The organism is Pseudomonas sp. OV546, assembly GCF_900116845.1.
Taxonomy (GTDB): domain Bacteria; phylum Pseudomonadota; class Gammaproteobacteria; order Pseudomonadales; family Pseudomonadaceae; genus Aquipseudomonas; species Aquipseudomonas petroselini.
Map to the genome: position 1 here is coordinate 1 of NZ_FPCE01000026.1, position 16,954 is coordinate 16,954.

The 16,954-nt window shown below is 62.6% G+C and carries 13 protein-coding genes; 3 read left to right on the top strand and 10 right to left on the bottom strand.

From position 1 onward, the window contains the following. Positions 1-108: 108 nt before the first annotated feature. The 5 genes from BM403_RS30835 to xylA all read right to left on the bottom strand — a co-directional run bounded on the left by BM403_RS30835 (position 109) and on the right by xylA (position 6,136). Positions 109-417, bottom strand: coding sequence for a DUF6124 family protein (locus tag BM403_RS30835; RefSeq protein ID WP_012723526.1), 309 nt, complete (start codon positions 415-417; stop codon positions 109-111). 484 nt (positions 418-901) lie between these two features. Then, positions 902-2,038, bottom strand: coding sequence for a sugar ABC transporter permease (locus BM403_RS30840; protein ID WP_012723527.1), 1,137 nt, complete (start codon positions 2,036-2,038; stop codon positions 902-904). Beyond that, positions 2,039-3,595 (bottom strand): D-xylose ABC transporter ATP-binding protein, encoded by a 1,557-nt coding sequence (gene xylG, locus BM403_RS30845; protein ID WP_093546937.1) that lies wholly within the window; start codon positions 3,593-3,595, stop codon positions 2,039-2,041. It abuts the gene before it with no gap. Then, positions 3,592-4,593: a D-xylose ABC transporter substrate-binding protein gene (xylF, locus tag BM403_RS30850; RefSeq protein WP_046035384.1), complete on the bottom strand. Its 1,002-nt coding sequence runs from the start codon at positions 4,591-4,593 to the stop codon at positions 3,592-3,594. The genes xylG and xylF overlap by 4 nt, the downstream gene beginning before the upstream one ends. Before the next feature lie 226 nt (positions 4,594-4,819). After that, the gene (xylA, locus tag BM403_RS30855; protein ID WP_012723530.1) at positions 4,820-6,136 is read right to left on the bottom strand and encodes a xylose isomerase; all 1,317 of its coding nucleotides are present in this window, start codon (positions 6,134-6,136) and stop codon (positions 4,820-4,822) included. A 139-nt stretch (positions 6,137-6,275) separates the two neighbouring features. On the opposite strand from xylA, the gene BM403_RS30860 reads away from it, so the two are divergent. Further along, positions 6,276-7,451, top strand: coding sequence for a XylR family transcriptional regulator (locus tag BM403_RS30860; RefSeq protein ID WP_093546940.1), 1,176 nt, complete (start codon positions 6,276-6,278; stop codon positions 7,449-7,451). A 54-nt stretch (positions 7,452-7,505) separates the two neighbouring features. Here the strand turns inward: BM403_RS30860 and BM403_RS30865 are convergent, their stop codons facing one another. The 5 genes from BM403_RS30865 to BM403_RS30885 all read right to left on the bottom strand — a co-directional run bounded on the left by BM403_RS30865 (position 7,506) and on the right by BM403_RS30885 (position 14,722). After that, positions 7,506-8,771 carry a carbohydrate porin gene (locus BM403_RS30865; protein ID WP_093546943.1) on the bottom strand — a complete coding sequence of 422 codons (1,266 nt, stop codon included), beginning with the start codon at positions 8,769-8,771 and terminating at the stop codon, positions 7,506-7,508. A 55-nt stretch (positions 8,772-8,826) separates the two neighbouring features. Then, on the bottom strand, positions 8,827-11,235 hold the full coding sequence (locus tag BM403_RS30870; protein ID WP_093546946.1) for a glucose/quinate/shikimate family membrane-bound PQQ-dependent dehydrogenase: 2,409 nt from the start codon (positions 11,233-11,235) through the stop codon (positions 8,827-8,829). Between the two features lie 270 nt (positions 11,236-11,505). Beyond that, positions 11,506-12,252 carry an IclR family transcriptional regulator gene (locus BM403_RS30875; protein WP_046035381.1) on the bottom strand — a complete coding sequence of 249 codons (747 nt, stop codon included), beginning with the start codon at positions 12,250-12,252 and terminating at the stop codon, positions 11,506-11,508. 90 nt (positions 12,253-12,342) lie between these two features. Beyond that, positions 12,343-13,662: an MFS transporter gene (locus BM403_RS30880; RefSeq protein ID WP_012723535.1), complete on the bottom strand. Its 1,320-nt coding sequence runs from the start codon at positions 13,660-13,662 to the stop codon at positions 12,343-12,345. An 82-nt stretch (positions 13,663-13,744) separates the two neighbouring features. Continuing rightward, positions 13,745-14,722: a hydroxyacid dehydrogenase gene (locus BM403_RS30885; RefSeq protein WP_093546949.1), complete on the bottom strand. Its 978-nt coding sequence runs from the start codon at positions 14,720-14,722 to the stop codon at positions 13,745-13,747. A 316-nt stretch (positions 14,723-15,038) separates the two neighbouring features. Here BM403_RS30885 and BM403_RS30890 point away from each other — a divergent pair, with 316 nt between their 5' ends. Both BM403_RS30890 and BM403_RS30895 read left to right on the top strand, forming a co-directional pair. Further along, complete coding sequence (locus tag BM403_RS30890; protein ID WP_012723537.1) at positions 15,039-15,713, top strand: RraA family protein; 675 nt, start codon at positions 15,039-15,041, stop codon at positions 15,711-15,713. Next, on the top strand, positions 15,710-16,945 hold the full coding sequence (locus tag BM403_RS30895) for an MFS transporter (protein ID WP_093546952.1): 1,236 nt from the start codon (positions 15,710-15,712) through the stop codon (positions 16,943-16,945). The genes BM403_RS30890 and BM403_RS30895 overlap by 4 nt, the downstream gene beginning before the upstream one ends. The last annotated feature ends 9 nt before the right edge of the window (positions 16,946-16,954 follow it).

A 16,954-nucleotide genomic window follows, 5' to 3' on the forward strand; every position in this document is an offset into this window, starting at 1 on the left:
ACCTCCTGATCATGCGTATTAACCTGTAAACCATGTCCCCGGTTAGAAATGTAAACGATGTCCCCGGTTTGTACCGGGGCAAGCCCCCTCCCACATTCCTAACCGCGTTCAGGCAGGAGTTTTGGTGCCGTTCAGGCACTCGATGGAGCGATCCACCGTGGTCTTGGCAATTTCCAGCAAATGCCACACCGCCAGGATTTTCGCCCGCTCGGGGCTTTGCAGCAGCTCGCCGCAGTCCAGGGCGGTGGCGGAGGCGCTGTCGAGCAAACTGGCGGTGTAGAGAAGGGCATCTTCGAAACTCAGGTCGTCGCTGACGCAGTGGAAGCCGTGGGTGGGCAGGTAGTGGTCGATGGCGCGGTTGAAGGCGGCGCGGCCTTTTGCGGGATCATGGGGTGGATCGGGTAGGACTTTGTTCATGGTGTCTTTCCTGTCTGAATACCAAGGAGCCGACACGCTTTGCGACTAAACGAAGGTGGCGGCTGTACGCAGGTTAGTCGACCGGTCAGAACAGGAACCCGGCGCGCCCGAGGGCGCCCTGCGCACAGCCACCATATAGCTTCATGGGAGACGTGCGCCTGTTCTGAATCCGGGCGACTAAACCCGATCACTGATGAGCAGTGACGGACCGCAGACTAGCCAGCGATTCCAACAGGCACAAGGCGGCGAGGATTGTCTAGGAAACGTCCTGCGATTAAAAGGGACCTGCCTTGCTGGCCCTTTACAAACCATGACCAAACGCCACTAACCCAACAATGGGACGCGATCAATGTGGGAGGGGCGGTGCGATGATTCCACTTGCTCCCCGATAGCGGTGGGTCAGGTAAATGGATATTGACTGATCTGCCGCTATCGGGGGCAAGCCCCCTCCCACAGGGGATTTGTGGTGTTTGTGGGCGTGGGTTCAGCGCCGGCCTGTGCGCGTACTCACATCCACCCACACCGCCAGCACCAGGATGCTGCCCTTCACGATCATCTGCCAGTAGCTGTCCACATCCAGCATCGACATGCCGTTATCCAGGCTGGTGATCACCAACGCCCCGAGCAACGCGCCATACACCGTGCCCGAGCCGCCGCGCATCGAGGTGCCACCGATAAAGCACGCCGCAATGGCATCCAGCTCGCCCATGTTCCCCGCCGACGGTGATCCAGCCGCCAGCCGCGCGGTGTTGACCAGGCCGGCGAGGGCGCACATCACGCCCATGATGCCGAAGATCCACAGTTTCACCGCCTGCACGTTGATGCCCGACAGGCGTGTGGCTTCCATGTTGCTGCCCACCGCGTACACGCGGCGGCCGAACACGGTCTGGCTGGTGACGTAGCTGAATACGCCGAGCAGCACCAGCAACAGCAGCACCGGTACCGGGATGCCGTCATAGCTGTTGAGGGTGGTGACGAACCCGGCCAGCACCGCGCCGATCACTGCCACACGCACGCCATCGCGCACCCGCGAGTGAGCGGCCAGGCCATGCAGTGCGCGGTTGCGCCGTTGTTTCCAGGTCAGGAACAGGGTCAGGGCAAACAGCAAGACCCCGAGGCCGATACCGACCGAATGCGGCAGATAACCCTGGCCCACATACACCAGCGACGGCGACACCGGCGCGATGGTGGTGCCGCCGGTAATTCCCAGCAGAATCCCGCGAAACGCCAACATGCCGCCCAGGCCGACAATAAACGACGGGATCCGCAGGTAAGCGGTCATGTAGCCGTTCGCCAGGCCGATCATCAAGCCGCACAGCGCCACCAGGCTCAGGTTGGCCAGCAGCGGGATGTGATACACCACATCCAGGATCGCCGCCAGGCCGCCCAATAATCCGAGCAATGACCCCACCGACAAATCGATTTCGCCGCTGATGATCACCAGCACCATGCCGCACGCCAGGATGCCGGTGATCGACATCTGCCGCAGCAGGTTGGACAGGTTGCGCGGCGTGAGGAATCCGCCCTCGGTCTGCCAACTGAAAAACAGCCAGATCACCGCCACGGCGATCACCAGGGCGAGCATTTTGTAGCGGGTAAACAGCTGTTTGAGCTGATTCATCTACGCGGTCTTCCGGTCATTATTATTGTGTTGGCTGAGCGCCGCGGCGAGTACCTGTTCCTGGGTGAGCCCTTCGTTGATGAAGTCGCCCCGCAGCTGGCCTTCGCCGATCACCAGCACGCGGTTGGAAACGCCGAGCACTTCGGCCAGCTCCGAGGAGACCATGATGATCGACACGCCTTCGGCCGCCAGGGCGCCCATCAGTTTGTAGATCTCATACTTGGCACCCACGTCCACCCCACGCGTGGGTTCATCGAGGATCAGCACCTTGGGCTTGGCCATCAGCATTTTCGCCAGCACGGCCTTTTGCTGGTTGCCGCCGGACAGGCTGGTGATCGGCAGGAATGGACTGGCGGTCTTGAGGTGCATGCGCGCGATCTGCTGGTCGATGCTGCCCAGTTCGGCTTCGGCGTCGATGCGGGTCATATGTGCGTAAGTGTCGAGCACCGTCAGGGTGATGTTCTGGCCCACGCCCAGGTCGGGAATGATGCCCTGGCGCTTGCGGTCTTCGGGCACCATGCACAGCCCGGCGCGGATCGATTTGAGCGGTGTGCGGGTGTCGATCACTTGGCCGTCCAGCCAGACTTCGGCGCTGTAGCGGCCGGGGTAGGCGCCGAATAGCGCCGACACCAGCTCCGTACGCCCGGCGCCCACCAGCCCGGCGATGCCGAGGATTTCCCCGCGCTTGAGCACAAAGGACACATCGTCCACGCGTTTGCGCTTGGGGTTGTCGACGTCATAGCAGGTGACGTGGCGCGCCTCGAAAATCACCTCGCCCACCGCATGGGGCGTGGTGGGGTAGAGGTTGCTCATTTCGCGGCCGACCATTTGGGTGATGATCTGCGCAATGTCCATGTCGGCCATGGCCGTGGTCGCAATGTGCTTGCCGTCGCGGATTACCGCAATGGTGTCGCACACGGCCGCCACTTCATCGAGCTTGTGGGAGATGTACACGCAGGCCACGCCCTTGGCCTTGAGGCCGCGGATGATGTCCAGCAGCACGTCGATTTCCGAGCGGGTCAGCGCCGAGGAGGGCTCGTCGAGGATCAACAGGCGCGCTTGTTTATTCAGGGCCTTGGCGATTTCTACCAATTGCTGGTAACCGCCGCCGTACTGCGACACCGGCAACGCCACGTTCATGTCCGGCACCTTGAGCTCGCGCATCAAGGCTTCGGCACGGTGGAGCATCGCCGGGTAGTTCATGCGCCCACCCGGCAAGGTCAGTTCGTGGCCCATGAAGATGTTTTCGGCCACCGACAGGTCCGGCACCAGGGTCAGTTCCTGGTGGATGATGACGATGCCGGCCGCCTCGGTTTCGCTGATGGACTGGGCCTTCAGCGGTTGGCCGTCCCAAAGGATTTCGCCCTCCCAGGTGCCATACGGGTAGACCGCCGACAGCACCTTCATCAAGGTGGATTTGCCGGCACCGTTCTCGCCGCACAGGCCGACGCATTCGCCCGGTCGTACCTTGATGTCGATGCCATTGAGCGCGTTGACACCGCCAAAGCTTTTGACGATGCCGTTCATTTGCAGCAAGTAGTCGGCCATGGCGGTCATTGCCCGGCAAGCTGCTCTTTGGTGTAGAACCCGTCCTTCTCCAACAGGTCGATATTGGCCTTGGTCAACGGCGTCGGCGTGAGCAGGATGGTATCGACCTTCTTGCTGCCGTTGTCGTATTGCGAGCTGTATGTCGGCTTCTCGTTACGCGCCAGTTGCACCGAGAGCTTGGCCGCCTCCGAGGCGATCAGCTTGAGCGGCTTGTACACGGTCATGGTCTGGGTGCCATCGATCACGCGTTTGACCGCGGCGAGGTCGGCGTCCTGGCCGGAGATCGGCACCTTGCCCGCCAGCTTCTGTGCGGCCAGGGCCTGGATCGCGCCGCCGGCGGTGGCGTCATTGGAGGCGACGATGGCGTCGATCTTGTTGTTGTTCCGGGTCAGGGCGTTTTCGACGATGCTCAAGGCTTCGGTGGCGTTCCACTCCTTGACCCACTGCTGGCCGACAATCTTGATATCACCCTTGTCGATGGCCGGTTGCAGCACCTTCATCTGGCCTTCGCGCAGCACCTTGGCGTTGTTATCGGTGGGCGCGCCGCCCAGCAGGAAGTAGTTGCCCTTGGGCGCCGCTTGCAGCACGCCGTTGGCCTGCATCTCGCCGACTTTTTCGTTATCGAAGGAGATGTAGGCGTCGATATCGGCGTTGAGGATCAGGCGGTCATAGGACACCACTTTGATCCCGGCCTTTTTGGCTTCGGCGACGGCGTTGGTGAGCACGGTGGCGTTGAACGGCACGATCACAATGACGTCGACCCCACGGGAAATCAGGTTTTCGATCTGGGAAATCTGCTTTTGCTCGTTGGCATCGGCGGATTGGACGAAGACCTTGGCGTCGAGTTTTTCCGCTGCGGCGACGAAGTAATCCCGGTCACGGGACCAACGCTCCAGGCGCAGGTCGTCGATGGAGAAACCGATCTTCGGGTGGGCGGGGTCAGCCATGACCGGCAGGGCGAGCAAGGCCAGGGCAGTGGCGAGCAGGGTACGTTTGAATGACTTCATGGTGGTGCGTCCTTTTATTGTTGTTGGAAGACTCTAGACGAACACTGTAACTGTGGTGAGTAGGCTTACTGTGGTGAGCGGGCTTGCCCCGCGCTGGGCTGCGAAGCAGCCCCAAAACCAGGCACCTCAGCGTGTCAGGTAAAAACACATCGCCTGTAGGGGGGGGGCGCTAAGCGCCCCAGCGCGGGGCACGCCCGCTCACCACACGTGCCAGTGTTTACCCCTATCAGGTGTAGATAAAGCGATTCACGACGCCTTCAAGCATCTCCTGACGACCACTCACCGCCTGCGGGTTCAGTTCATGGGCAAACGCATGCTCGGCCAGCGATGCCAGGCTGAACTCTCCGGCCAGCACTGCCTGGCCCAACGGTTGCTGCCACCCGGCATAACGCTGGTCCTTGAACTGCTGCAAGCGGTCGTTCTGCACCATCGCCGCCGCACGTTCCAGCGCCAGGGCCAGCACATCCATGGCCGCGACATGCCCGTGGAACAGGTCCACATCGTCCAGGCTTTGGCGGCGCACCTTGGAGTCGAAATTGTAGCCACCGTTCTTGAACCCGCCGGCCTTGAGGATTTCATAGGTGGCCAGGGTCATTTCCTCGACGCTGTTGGGGAACTGGTCGGTGTCCCAGCCGTTCTGCGGGTCGCCGCGGTTGGCGTCGATGCTGCCGAAGATACCCAGGGACACGGCCGTGGCGATCTCGTGATGGAAGCTGTGCCCGGCCAGGGTGGCGTGGTTGGCCTCGATGTTCACCTTGATCTCATGCTCCAGCCCGTACTCATGCAGGAAGCCGAACACCGTGGCGCTGTCGTAATCGTATTGGTGCTTGGTCGGTTCCTGGGGCTTGGGCTCAATCAGCAGGTCGCCCTTGAAGCCGATCTTATGCTTGTGCTCCACCACCATGCGCATGAAGCGCCCGAGTTGCTCGCGTTCGCGCTTGAGGTCGGTATTGAGCAGGGTTTCATAGCCTTCACGGCCACCCCACAGCACATAGTTGGCGCCCTTGAGCCGCAGGGTGGCATTCATGGCGCTGAACACCTGGGCGGCGGCGTAGGCGAACACCTCCGGGTCCGGGTTACTCGCGGCGCCGGCGGCAAAGCGCGGGTTGCTGAAGCAATTGGCGGTGCCCCAGAGCAGCTTGATCCCGGTCTGTTCCTGATGGCGCTCGAGGTGATCGACCATCTGCGCGAAGTGGTGGCGGTACTCCTTGAGCGAGCTGCCTTCAGGGGCGACGTCCGTGTCGTGAAAGCTGTAGTAGTCGATGCCCAGTTTGGAGAAAAATTCGAACGCCGCGTCGGCTTTGCCGATGGCCAGTTCCATCGGGTCGCCGCTGCGCTGCCAGGGCCGCTTGAAGGTGCCTACACCGAACATATCCGCCCCCGGCCATACGAAGGTGTGCCAATAGCAGGCCGCCATGCGCAGGTGTTCGCGCATGGGTTTGCCGAGGATGATCTTGTTGGCGTCGTAATGGCGAAAGGCGAGGGGGGCGTCGCTGCTGGGGCCTTCGAAGCGAACCTTCTCGACACCGGGGAAGTACGGCATGGCGTTTTCCTTATTGTTCTTGGCGGTGTCTCGATACTAGCAACGGCATCGGCCTTGCCGATTATGAAAATCACCAAAGGACAGTGCGATTTTGAGTGGCAGGGTCTAGTCTGTGGCGACTGGCCCCAGGACAACAACAATGAAAACCCTACCGCCCGTGCACCGCATAGCCTTGCTTTTCAACGGCAGCAAAATCTACGACCGCGGCATCATCGCCGGCATCGGCAATTACCTGAGCAGCACCCGCGCGTCCTGGGACTTGTTCCTGGAAGAGGACTTTCTCTGTCGCCTTAAAGGTATCGAGCGCTGGCAGGGCGACGGCATCATCGCCGACTTCGACGACCCGCTGATCGGCGAGGCGTTGTCCGGGAGCACGCTGCCGGTGGTGGCGGTGGGGGGCTCTTATGAGGATGCGCGCGCCTACCCCAAGGGCATTCCTTATGTGGCCACCGATAACCACGCCTTGATGAAATTGGCCTACGAACATTTGATCGAAGCGGGCCTGGCGCGGTTTGCCTGTTTCAGCCTGCCCGAGGCCCAGGCCAATCGCTGGGCCCAGGAGCGCGAAAAAGCCTTTCGCCGTCTGCTGCAACGCGATGGCCTGCACGTCGAGGTGTATCGCGGCCTGGGCACCAGCGCGCCGTTGTGGGACAGCGCGGTGGAACAACAGATCGCCTGGCTGCACAGCCTGCCCAAGCCCATCGGTATCATCGCCGTCACCGACGCCCGCGCCCGGCAGTTGCTGCAAGCCTGCCTCACCGCCGGCATCGCCGTGCCGGAGGAGGTGGCGTTGATCGGCATCGACAACGACCCGCTGACCCGCACCCTTACGCGGGTGCCGCTGAGTTCGGTGATCCAGGGCACCGAAACCATGGGCCGCACCGCGGCGGCGTTGCTGCACCAGATGCTGCACGGCAAACCCTGCGCCGGGACGCAGATCCTGGTGCCGCCGGATGCGATCAATGTGCAGGCCTCCAGCTTGCATCAACCCTTGGGCAATCCCTATGTGATGCAAGCGTTGCTGTTTATCCGGCAGTACGCCTGCCAGGGCATCAAGACCGCGCAGGTGGCGGCCTACGTCGGCGTGTCGCGTTCCTCCCTGGAAGCGCACTTTCGCAAGGTGCGCGGCTGCAGCGTGCATGACGAGATCCTGCGCTTCAAACTCGCCGCCGCCGCCAAGGGCCTGGCCGACCCCGACCTGGCCATTGCCGACATTGCGTCGAGCTGCGGCTTCACCTCCGCGCAGTACTTGCATACGGTGTTTCGCCGTGAGTTCGGTTGTACGCCACGGGAGTACCAGCAGGGTGCGGCCTAGGGCCGCGTATTCAGACTGAATGCGAGAGATGAAATGTGGGAGCGGGCTGGGCGCTTAGAACACTGTCTTGACCTGCAGGCCGACCACCAGCGCGTTGTCGATATCCGCACCGGAGAACGCTCCTGGCTCGATGATGTATTGCACATCCGGGCGCAGGTTGAGCCACGGCGTGGCCTGGTAGCCATAGCTGAGTTCGATCAATTGTTCGGCATTGTTCAGGTTGGGGTAATCGTTCCCGGCGTTGAAGGCGGCCAGTTCCTGCACGTCGCGACTGCGGGGGTTGGGTACGGCACGCCCATACCCCAAGGCCAGGGTGTCGCGTGGCCGTCCCTCAAACGGCTTGTAGAGCACTACGCCCGCGCCGTACCACTTGCTGAACGGCGAGGCCGCTTCGCTGGCTGCCGAGTATTGGCCGAAGGCATGCAGCACGCGGCCCGCGGATGAGTCGGACGCCCACACCGCCTGGTCGACCAGCAGGTAGTGACCACCGCGACCGCTGACCGACTTGTTGCTGCCAATGCGTTTCACGTCGGAGCTGTCGTAGTAATAGCCCAGTTTGTATTCACTCGGCAGGCTGCCCGCGTGTTTGTACACCAGCTCGATGGGTACTACGGTGCCAGTCGTGTGCTTGGGGCTCAGATGCCAGGCGCGGCTGGAGTCGCCGTTACTGTCCGGGTCGACATTGAACGCGGCGACGCGCAGTTGCCAGGCAGGCGAGAAGTCGTATTTGACCCGTGCGCCCAGGCGTGCGTTGGGGTAGTTGGTCCAGCCGCTCCCGCCGGACATGTTCAGCGGGTGGCCGCAGAAGCCGGCATTCATGAAGTTGCACAGGATGCCGCTGTCCAGGCCGCCGAGGTCGTTGCCCATGGCCATGTAGCCGACCTTGAGGTTCAGCGCCGGGGTGAACAGCGTGCGCTCGTAGCTCAGCTCGGTGAGGCGCGTGTAGAGGCCGCCGTAGTTTTCCTGGATAGGCAGGCGGTTGCCCACCAGGTCTTCGGAGGCGCTGTTGCCGCGACGGTCGTTGAGGGTGAGCTGGATGCGGTCACCCTTGTTGAAGCCATAGAGCTTGCCCAGGTCGAACTGCACGCCGAGCTTGACGTTCTGCGAGTAGCGCGCCGAACGATGCTGGCCGCCGTGGGCGTTGTAGGCGGTTTCGCCGCTGTAGTCACCGGTGAAGCGCACGCCTTGCTCGTCGAGCTCACGGCGCAGGCCGCCCCAGTCGCCGGTCAGGGTGGTGTCATCCGCTTGCACAGGCAGGGCGGCACCCAGGGCCAGGCCGAGCAACAGGCGCCCAAGGGAAAGATGAGAAGAGGGGGTCATGCGGGGTCTTCCAAAGCAGAAGGCGCGGTGCTGGGGGCACCGCGCCTGGAGAGGGTTATGGCAGGGCGTAGGCGATCACGTAGTCGCCACGGTCGGTGGACTGGCGTGCGCCACCGGCGGTGACCACGATGTACTGCTTGCCGGTTTTCGGCGACACGTAGGTCATCGGACCGCCTTGACTGCCGACCGGCAGGCGGGCTTTCCAGATTTCATCACCGTTGCCGCTGTTGAAGGCGCGCAGGTAGAAGTCCTGGGTGCCGGCGATGAAGATCAGGCCGCCCTGGGTGGAGAGGGTACCGCCGAGGGTCGGCAGGCCGATCTTGATCGGCAGGTGCATGCGGATCCCCAGCGGGCCGGTGTCTTCAACGGTGCCGACCGGCACTTGCCAGGCGACCTTTTGCGTCTTCATGTCGATCGCGGTGAGGGTGCCGAACGGCGGCGCCTGGCACGGGATGCCGGCCACCGACAGGAAGCGGTTTTTGTTCACCGCATACGGCGTGCCCTTGAGCGGTACGGCGCCCATGCCGGTGTTCAGTGCTTCGCCACCGGACGAGGCCTGGGCCTTGTTCTGCGACGGTATCATCTGGATCCACAGACCCAGGCGCATGTCGTTGACGAAAATGAAACCGTGCACCGGGTCGGTGGAGATGCTGCCCCAGTTCATGCCGCCCAGCGAGCCCGGGAAGCTCAGGGATTTATCGGTGCCTGGCGCGGTGTACAGGCCGTCGTAGCGCATGCCCTTGAAGTCGATGCGACACAGCAACTGGTCAAACGGCGTGGCGCCCCACATGTCCGACTCGGTCAGGGTCTGCGCGCCGATCTGTGGCATGCCGACCGACTTTGGCTGGGTGGGCGAGTAGGGCTCGTTAGGGATATTGGCGGCCTTGACCGGGATTTCCTGCACGTCGGTCAGCGGCTTGCCGGTCGCGCGGTCGAGCACGTAGATCTGTCCGGCCTTGGTACCGATCACCACTGCCGGCACGGCTTTGTCGCTGCCTGGCGGCGTGAAATCGATCAGGCTTGGCTGCATCGGCAGGTCGAAGTCCCACAGGTCATTGTGGACGGTCTGGTACACCCACTTTTCCGTGCCGGTGGAGGCGTCCAGCGCCAGTACCGAGGCGCCGTATTTGTGGTTGAGCTGGGTGCGTTCCACGCCGTAGATGTCGGTGGACGAGCTGCCCATCGGCAGGAAAACCGTGTTCATCAGCGGGTCATAGGACATCGGCGCCCAGCTGTTCGGCGTGCTGCGTACATAAGTGCTGCCGTCGGCCGGGGCTTTTTTGTCTTCCGGGTTGCCCGGGTCGAAAGCCCAGCGCATCTGGCCGGTGATCACGTCGAAGCCACGGATCACGCCGCCGGGCATGTCGGTCTGGACGTTGTCGGCCACGCGGCCACCCACCACCACGGTGGTGCCGGCCATCAACGGCGCCGAGGACAGTTGGTAGTAGCTGTCCGGCACGTTACCCAGGCCGGCCTTCAAATCCACTTGACCGTGGGTGCCGAAGTCTTCGCAGAACTTGCCGGTGTCAGCATCCACGGCGATCAGGCGTGCATCGATGGTGTTGGTCAGCAAGCGACGCTGGCACTGCGCACCGGCAGGAACGCTGGCGGTAATGATCGGCGAGCTGTTGGGCTGGGTCGGCTGGGCAATCGGCGCGCTGGCGTCGAAGTAAGCCATGCCCCGGCAACGCTGCCACACCGCCGATTTGGCGTTGACCTCGTTCTTCCACAGTTCTTTGCCGGTGTCGGCGTCGAGGGCGATCAGGTTGTTGTGCGGTGTGCAGATAAACACCTTGTTGCCGATCTGCAGGGGCGTGAGTTGGTCTTCGGCACCGTTGCCGTCGCTGATCGCCACGTCACCGGTGTGGTAGGTCCAGGCTACTTTGAGCTTATTGACCGTGTCACGGTTGATCTGGTCCAGCGCGGCGAAGCGGCTGCCGCCTTCGGTGTTGCCGTAGTGGGCCCAGTCTTTCTGGGCATCGGCCGGGGCTACGGGGGTGATGCCAGGGCCGGCACCGGTCGGGGCGACACTTGGGTGGGCAACGAACATATTGCCTGCTGCCACCGCCACGCCCACTGCCAGCACGGCGGCAACGCCATAGGCGCCACGGGCAGGCTTGTTGACGAGCAGCGGATAAACCAGCGCCACCACCATACCGATGGCCGCAAACATGAACACCCGCGAGAACAGCGGCCAGAACACCAGGCCCACGTCGGCCACGGCCCAGATCGCGGTGCCCAGCAGAAACGCCGCGAATAACCACGCGCCGGCCGGTTTGCGCAGGGCAATCAACAGGCCGGAAACGGCCATCACCGCACCGCCGACCAGGAAGTACCAAGAACCGCCCAGGCTGACCAGTTTAACGCCGCCGACGGCAAGCGCGAGGCCGAGCAAGGCGATGATGACGCCCAGGCCCAGGAGTAAGAATCTAGAGACGCCAGTGGCGCGCGATGCTCGTTTCATATCGAAAAGACTCGAGTGAGAGAGGGCAAAGACGCGATTTTAGCAAGATAAGTAACTGGTTAGTACATTAGAGTCCTGCAATAGACTATTACAGGTGCTGCGATGATGGGCTGAGGCTAAATGTCGCGTGTGTTGAGAGAGTGTAGGCAAGCTTGGAGGAAAATGTGGGAGGGGGCTGGCGCCCGATGGCAATGGCTCAGTTACCCAATAAGTTGACTGACACACCGTCATCGGGGCACGCCCCCTCCCACATTTGAGCCGGGTAGGGCTTCAGCCCGTGGTGGTTTTTTTGCTGCGAGGTTTTTTCTGTGGGGTTTCTCCACCCGCCAGTGCATCGCCACCCAGGCTGCGGGTCAGCTCAACGGCGGCCTGCTGGAACAGCGGATGCAGGGTTTGCGCCTGTTCTGCAGTCAGGCGGCTGGCCGGACCGGACAGCACCAGGGCGCCGATCAGGTTTTCCCCGGGGCCGAAAATCGGCAGGGCCATCGACGAGGCGTGGGGGTCGGTGGCGCCGTGGGAGAAGATCGGTTTGATCATCCTGGCGGCCAGGGAATAGGGGGTGCGCAAGGCTTCGGCACCGGCGGCGCCATCCATGGGGCGGGTGTCGCCCGGTTGCAGGTGCAGGCGCAGATGGTGGGGCGAATTGACCCGGTACAGGCACATCCGGTAGGCGCCATGGCGCACATAGAACGAGGCGGTTTCCCCGGTTTCCTGGGTCAGGCGGTGCAGCAGCGGGGTGATGTGGCGCTCAAGGTCGAGGCCGTCCTGATACACCGTGTTCAGTCGCATGATCTCGGTGGCCAGCTGATAACGGCCATCGGCCAGGCGCGTGATCAGGCCGTGGTCTTCCAGGGACACCATCAAACGCATGATGGTGCTTTTGATCAACCCGGTGCGCGCCGCCAGCTCGGCCAGTTCCAGCGCGGTATCGCCCATTTTGAACGCCGTGAGCACGGTCAGCACCCGATCAGCCGAAGCAACCCCGGTGACTGCGGGGCGCGGGCGGGTTTTTACCATGGGGTTGCTCCTTGTGGTTGGGCGGGTACGCTGCAAAATACTGGCATTGCCCGCGAGGGGCAATGCCAAGCAATTGACTGCGCAGCGATTTCAGGACAAAGCCGGCGCGCCGGCCAATTCCTTCATCTGCTTGCGGCCCATCAACAACACCATCACCGCGCCGGCCGCACACAGTGCTGCCAGTGGCAAGAGTGCCAGGGCATAGCTGCCGGTGGCGTGATGAATCGTGCCGTAAACGTTGACCATCACGCCCCCGCCAATCAGGTTGGCCATTGCCCCCACGGCGGCCAGGCCGGCAGCGGCGGTGGAGGACGAGAGCCAGGTCGACACCAGCGCCCAGAACGGCCCCTTCATCGAATACGCGCCAATCAGCACCATGGACAGCATGATTACCGTGGCCACCAGCGACGACGTGACCAACGCCAGCAGCAAGCCCGCAGTGATCAACAGCAAGGTGGTCGCGGTGTGCCAGCGGCGCTCACCGGTCTTGTCGGAGCTGCGCCCCCACAGAATCATAAGGATCGATGCGAGCCCGTAGGGGATGGCATTGACCAGGCCGATTTCCAGGTTGTTCAGGCCAAAGGTCTTGAGCAATTGCGGGGCCCAGACGCTCATGGTGCTGCCGGCCGCCGAGGCGCCCGAATAGATCAGCGCCAGCACCCAGATGTGCTTGTGGCGCAGCAGTTTCCACAGAGAGATATGCCCGATGGCGGTCTTGCGGCTGCGCTCTTCATCGAGACGGCCGGTGAGCCAGCCGCGTTGCTCGCTGCTCAGCCATTTGGCCTGCTCGGGGCGATCGGTCAGCACGAACAGGCAAGCGATACCCAGCAGCACCGCCGGGATGCCTTCGATGATGAACAGCCAGTGCCAGCCTCGCATGCCAAACCAGCCATCCAGGCTCAACAGCAGTCCGGACAGCGGCGAGCCGATGAAGTTGGCACCGGGAATGGCGACCATGAAAATCGCCACCATGCGCCCTCGGTATGCCGCCGGCAGCCAGTAGGTGAGGTACAGCAGCACGCCCGGGAAAAACCCGGCTTCGGCCGCGCCCAGCAAAAAGCGCATCACGTACAGGGAATTGGCGCCGGTCACAAACGCGGTGCCGGCGGAAATAATCCCCCAAGTGATCATGATCCGCGCAATCCATACCCGCGCGCCGAACCGTTGCAAGGCCAGGTTGCTGGGGACTTCCACGAGGAAATACGACACAAAGAACAAGCTGCTGGCAAAGCCGAAGATCGCCGGGGTGAGGCCCAGGTCCTGGTTCATCTGCAGGGAGGCCATGCCGATGTTGCCGCGATCAATGATTGCCAGCAGGTAGCAGAGGATCAGGAACGGCAGTAGCCGCCACGCCACCTTGCGCATGGTTGAGCGCTCAATGGCGCTGATGTCGGTGGAACTGGTAGACATGACTCTCTCCCATTTTGTTTTTTTTGGAGAAGCGTGATGAGCCCGTCCTTCTTTACGCGAAGGCCGGGCGATGTGCGTTCAATCAGTCTGCGAACAGTTGGCGATTAACCACTGCGCGCGGTTCCAGCGCGTTGCCGTCCCAGAAATCGATGATTTGTTGCAAGGCCAGCAGGCCCACGCGATCCCGCGCTTCGGCGGTGTTGGCGCCCACGTGCGGGGTGGCCACCAGGGTCGGCAGGCCCCACAGCGCGGAGTCAGCCGGTGGCGGTTCGGGGTTGAAGGTGTCGAGGCCGGCGCCGGCGATCTGGCCGGTGCTCAGCGCCTGCACCAGCGCTTCGGTGTCGATCAGCTCACCGCGCGCGGTATTGATCAGGATGCTGCGCGGGCGCATGCGCTTGAACTGTGCCGCGCCGAACAGGTTGCGGTTCTGCTCGGTCAGCGGGCAATGCAGGCTGATGATATCGCAGCTCGCCAGCAAGGCGTCGACGTCCTCGGCGCGCTCGACGTTCGGCAGGTCCGGCAGGCTGCTCAGGTACGGGTCAAACACCTTGACGGTCATGCGCAGCGGGGTCACCAGGTCCATCAGGATTCGCCCGATGGCGCCCAGGCCGACCAGCCCGAGGGTCTTGCCGGACAGCTCGATGCCGACGCTGGTGGCTTTGTCCCAATGCCCGTCACGCATGCGCGCATCGAGCAGTGCGGTCTGGCGCGCCACGCTGAACATCAGTGCCAGTGCGTGCTCGGCCACCGATTGCGCATTGGCGCCCAGGGCGATGGTCACCGGGATGCGGCGCTCGGCGGCGGCGGCAATGTCGATGGTGTCGTAGCCCACGCCGTGCTTGGCGATGATCTTCAGCGCGGGCGATGCGTCGATCATCGCTCGGGTCAGTTTGCCCTGGCGCACGATGATTGCGTCGGGTTGCTCGCGGGCAATGATCGCAGTGAGTTCGTCGGCAGGTGCATAGGGCGTGGTGGGGATCACGCGTACGCCGTGGGAGGCGGCGTGGGCCATGGCTTCGGGGGTCAGTTCCGGGCCGGTCAGCAGCAGGGTTCGGGTCATTGTGCGCACCTTGGTTTTCTTATCTGTGTGCAGTTGAGGACTCGTCGTAGCGCTCAACAGTGATTGAAAGCTACCATAATGAAATGGCGTTTCAATAAATAATTTTTGCTCTGAAACAAAAAACTCACTATTACGGTTGTCTGCGACCCAGTGATTACCCATGGTCTATAGAGTTTAAGGTGCGATTTGTGCCACTCGTCGCCTGCCGAATGGCTGCGAAGGGTGTCTTGTCAGTTTCAAAAGGTGGTGTTAATTTTGAAATAGAGTTTCATTTTGAACAAATAACACTTAATAAAAACCACCAGAGGAATGCCCCATGTCCATCGGATTCAGAGTGCTCAAGCAGCAACGCAAGGTCGCTGCCGAGTGGGTCGAGCGTTACCGCAGCGTGCCGGTCGCCAACATCAGCGATTCGATGAATCGGATGACCGCCGGTGGCGCCAGCCTGCAGCCGATGCACCACAAGGGCGTGCTGGTGGGGCCGGCGCTGACCGTCAAGGCGCGCCCCGGCGACAACCTGATGCTGCATCACGCGCTGGATATCGCGCAGCCCGGTGACGTGATCGTGGTGGATGCCGGCGGTGACCTGAGCAACGCGCTCATCGGTGAAATGATGGTGGCGTACGCGATCAAGAAGGGCGTGGCCGGCATTGTGATCAACGGCGCGATTCGCGATGCGGCGAGCATCGGTGCCGGTGACTTTCCGGTGTTCGCCGCCGGTATCACCCATCGCGGCCCTTACAAGGATGGTCCGGGCGAGGTCAATGTGCCGATTGCGCTCGGTGGCATGGTCATCGAGCCCGGAGACCTGGTGATCGGTGATGAAGACGGCTTGCTCTGCGTGCCTTTCGATCAGGTCGGCGAGGTGTATGATCGCGCCTACGCCAAGCATGCCGCTGAACAGAAGCAGCTTGAACAGATCGCGCTGGGCGAGAACGACCGCACCTGGGTCCTGAAATCGCTCACACAAAAGGGCTGCGAGTTTATTTGAATCCTGCTTCCCCCTCCCGCTGGCCGGCGCCTGTACGCGCGCTGCGCCATCGCAATTTCCAGATCTACTTCGTCGGCCAGGGCCTCTCCACCCTCGGCAAGTGGGTGCAACAGGTCGCGCTGTCGTGGCTGGCCTACCACCTGACGGGCTCGGCCGTGCTGCTGGGGGCGATTGCGTTTCTGACGCTGTTGCCGCAGTTGCTGGTGGGCCCGCTGGCGGGGGCCTGGTCGGACCGCCACGACAAGCGCCGCCTGCTGATGGCCGTGCAGGCCACGCTGGCCCTGCAATCCCTGGCCTTGGCCGTGCTCACGTGGCAGCAGTGGATGGGCCGCGAAGTGATCATCGCCATGGCGCTGTTGCTGGGGTTGCTCAACGCCTTGGAAACGCCGCTGCGCCAAGCCTTGATCGCCAGTTTTGTCGACGATCCCAAAGACCTGCCCAACGCCCTTGTGCTCAATGCGATGCTGATCAATGCCGCGCGTTTTATCGGCCCGCCGTTGGCCGGTTTGCTGATCAACTGGAGCGGCGAGGCTGGTTGCTTCCTGCTGACGTCCATCGCCTTCGGCATGTTGCTGATTGGCCTGGGCAAGGTGCAAAGCCGGGCGCAGGCCAGGGCCCAAGGTTCCACGGCGCAAATTTTCCGCGAAGGTTTGCACTACCTTTGGAGCACGCTGGCAATCCGGCGGCTGTTGATCAGTGTGGTGATGGTCAACCTGTTGGCCTCCTGCTACACGGTGCTGCTGCCGATTCTGGCCAAGCACGTGTTCAGCGGCGATGCGCAAACCCTCGGCTGGTTATGGGGCGCGGCGGGTGCCGGTGCGTTTGTGGCCACGATTTTCCTGGCGTTCGCCGGCAGTCACTCGCGGCTCAGCCGCATCATCGTGCTGGGTACGTTGGTGTGTGCGCTGTCGCTGTGTGCGCTGTCGCTGTGTGCGGTGGCCGCCAACCCGCCGTTGGGGTTCACCCTGGCGGCGCTCGCCGGGCTGGGGTTCGGGATTACGGTCAGTAATGTCAGCAGCAACATGACCCTGCAAAGCGCCGCGCCGGAAACGCTGCGGGGCAGGGTGATCGCGTTTTACATCGCCATGCGTTTCGGCTTTGAAGCCATCGGCGGGTTGTTGGCCGGCCTGTTGGCGGCGGCGCTGAGCGTGCAATGGACATTGCTGCTGGCGGGGAGCTTGTTGGGGGGTTATCAGTTGGTCAGTTGGCACTTGGGCCGCAGGCGTGGTTGAAAGCAACCA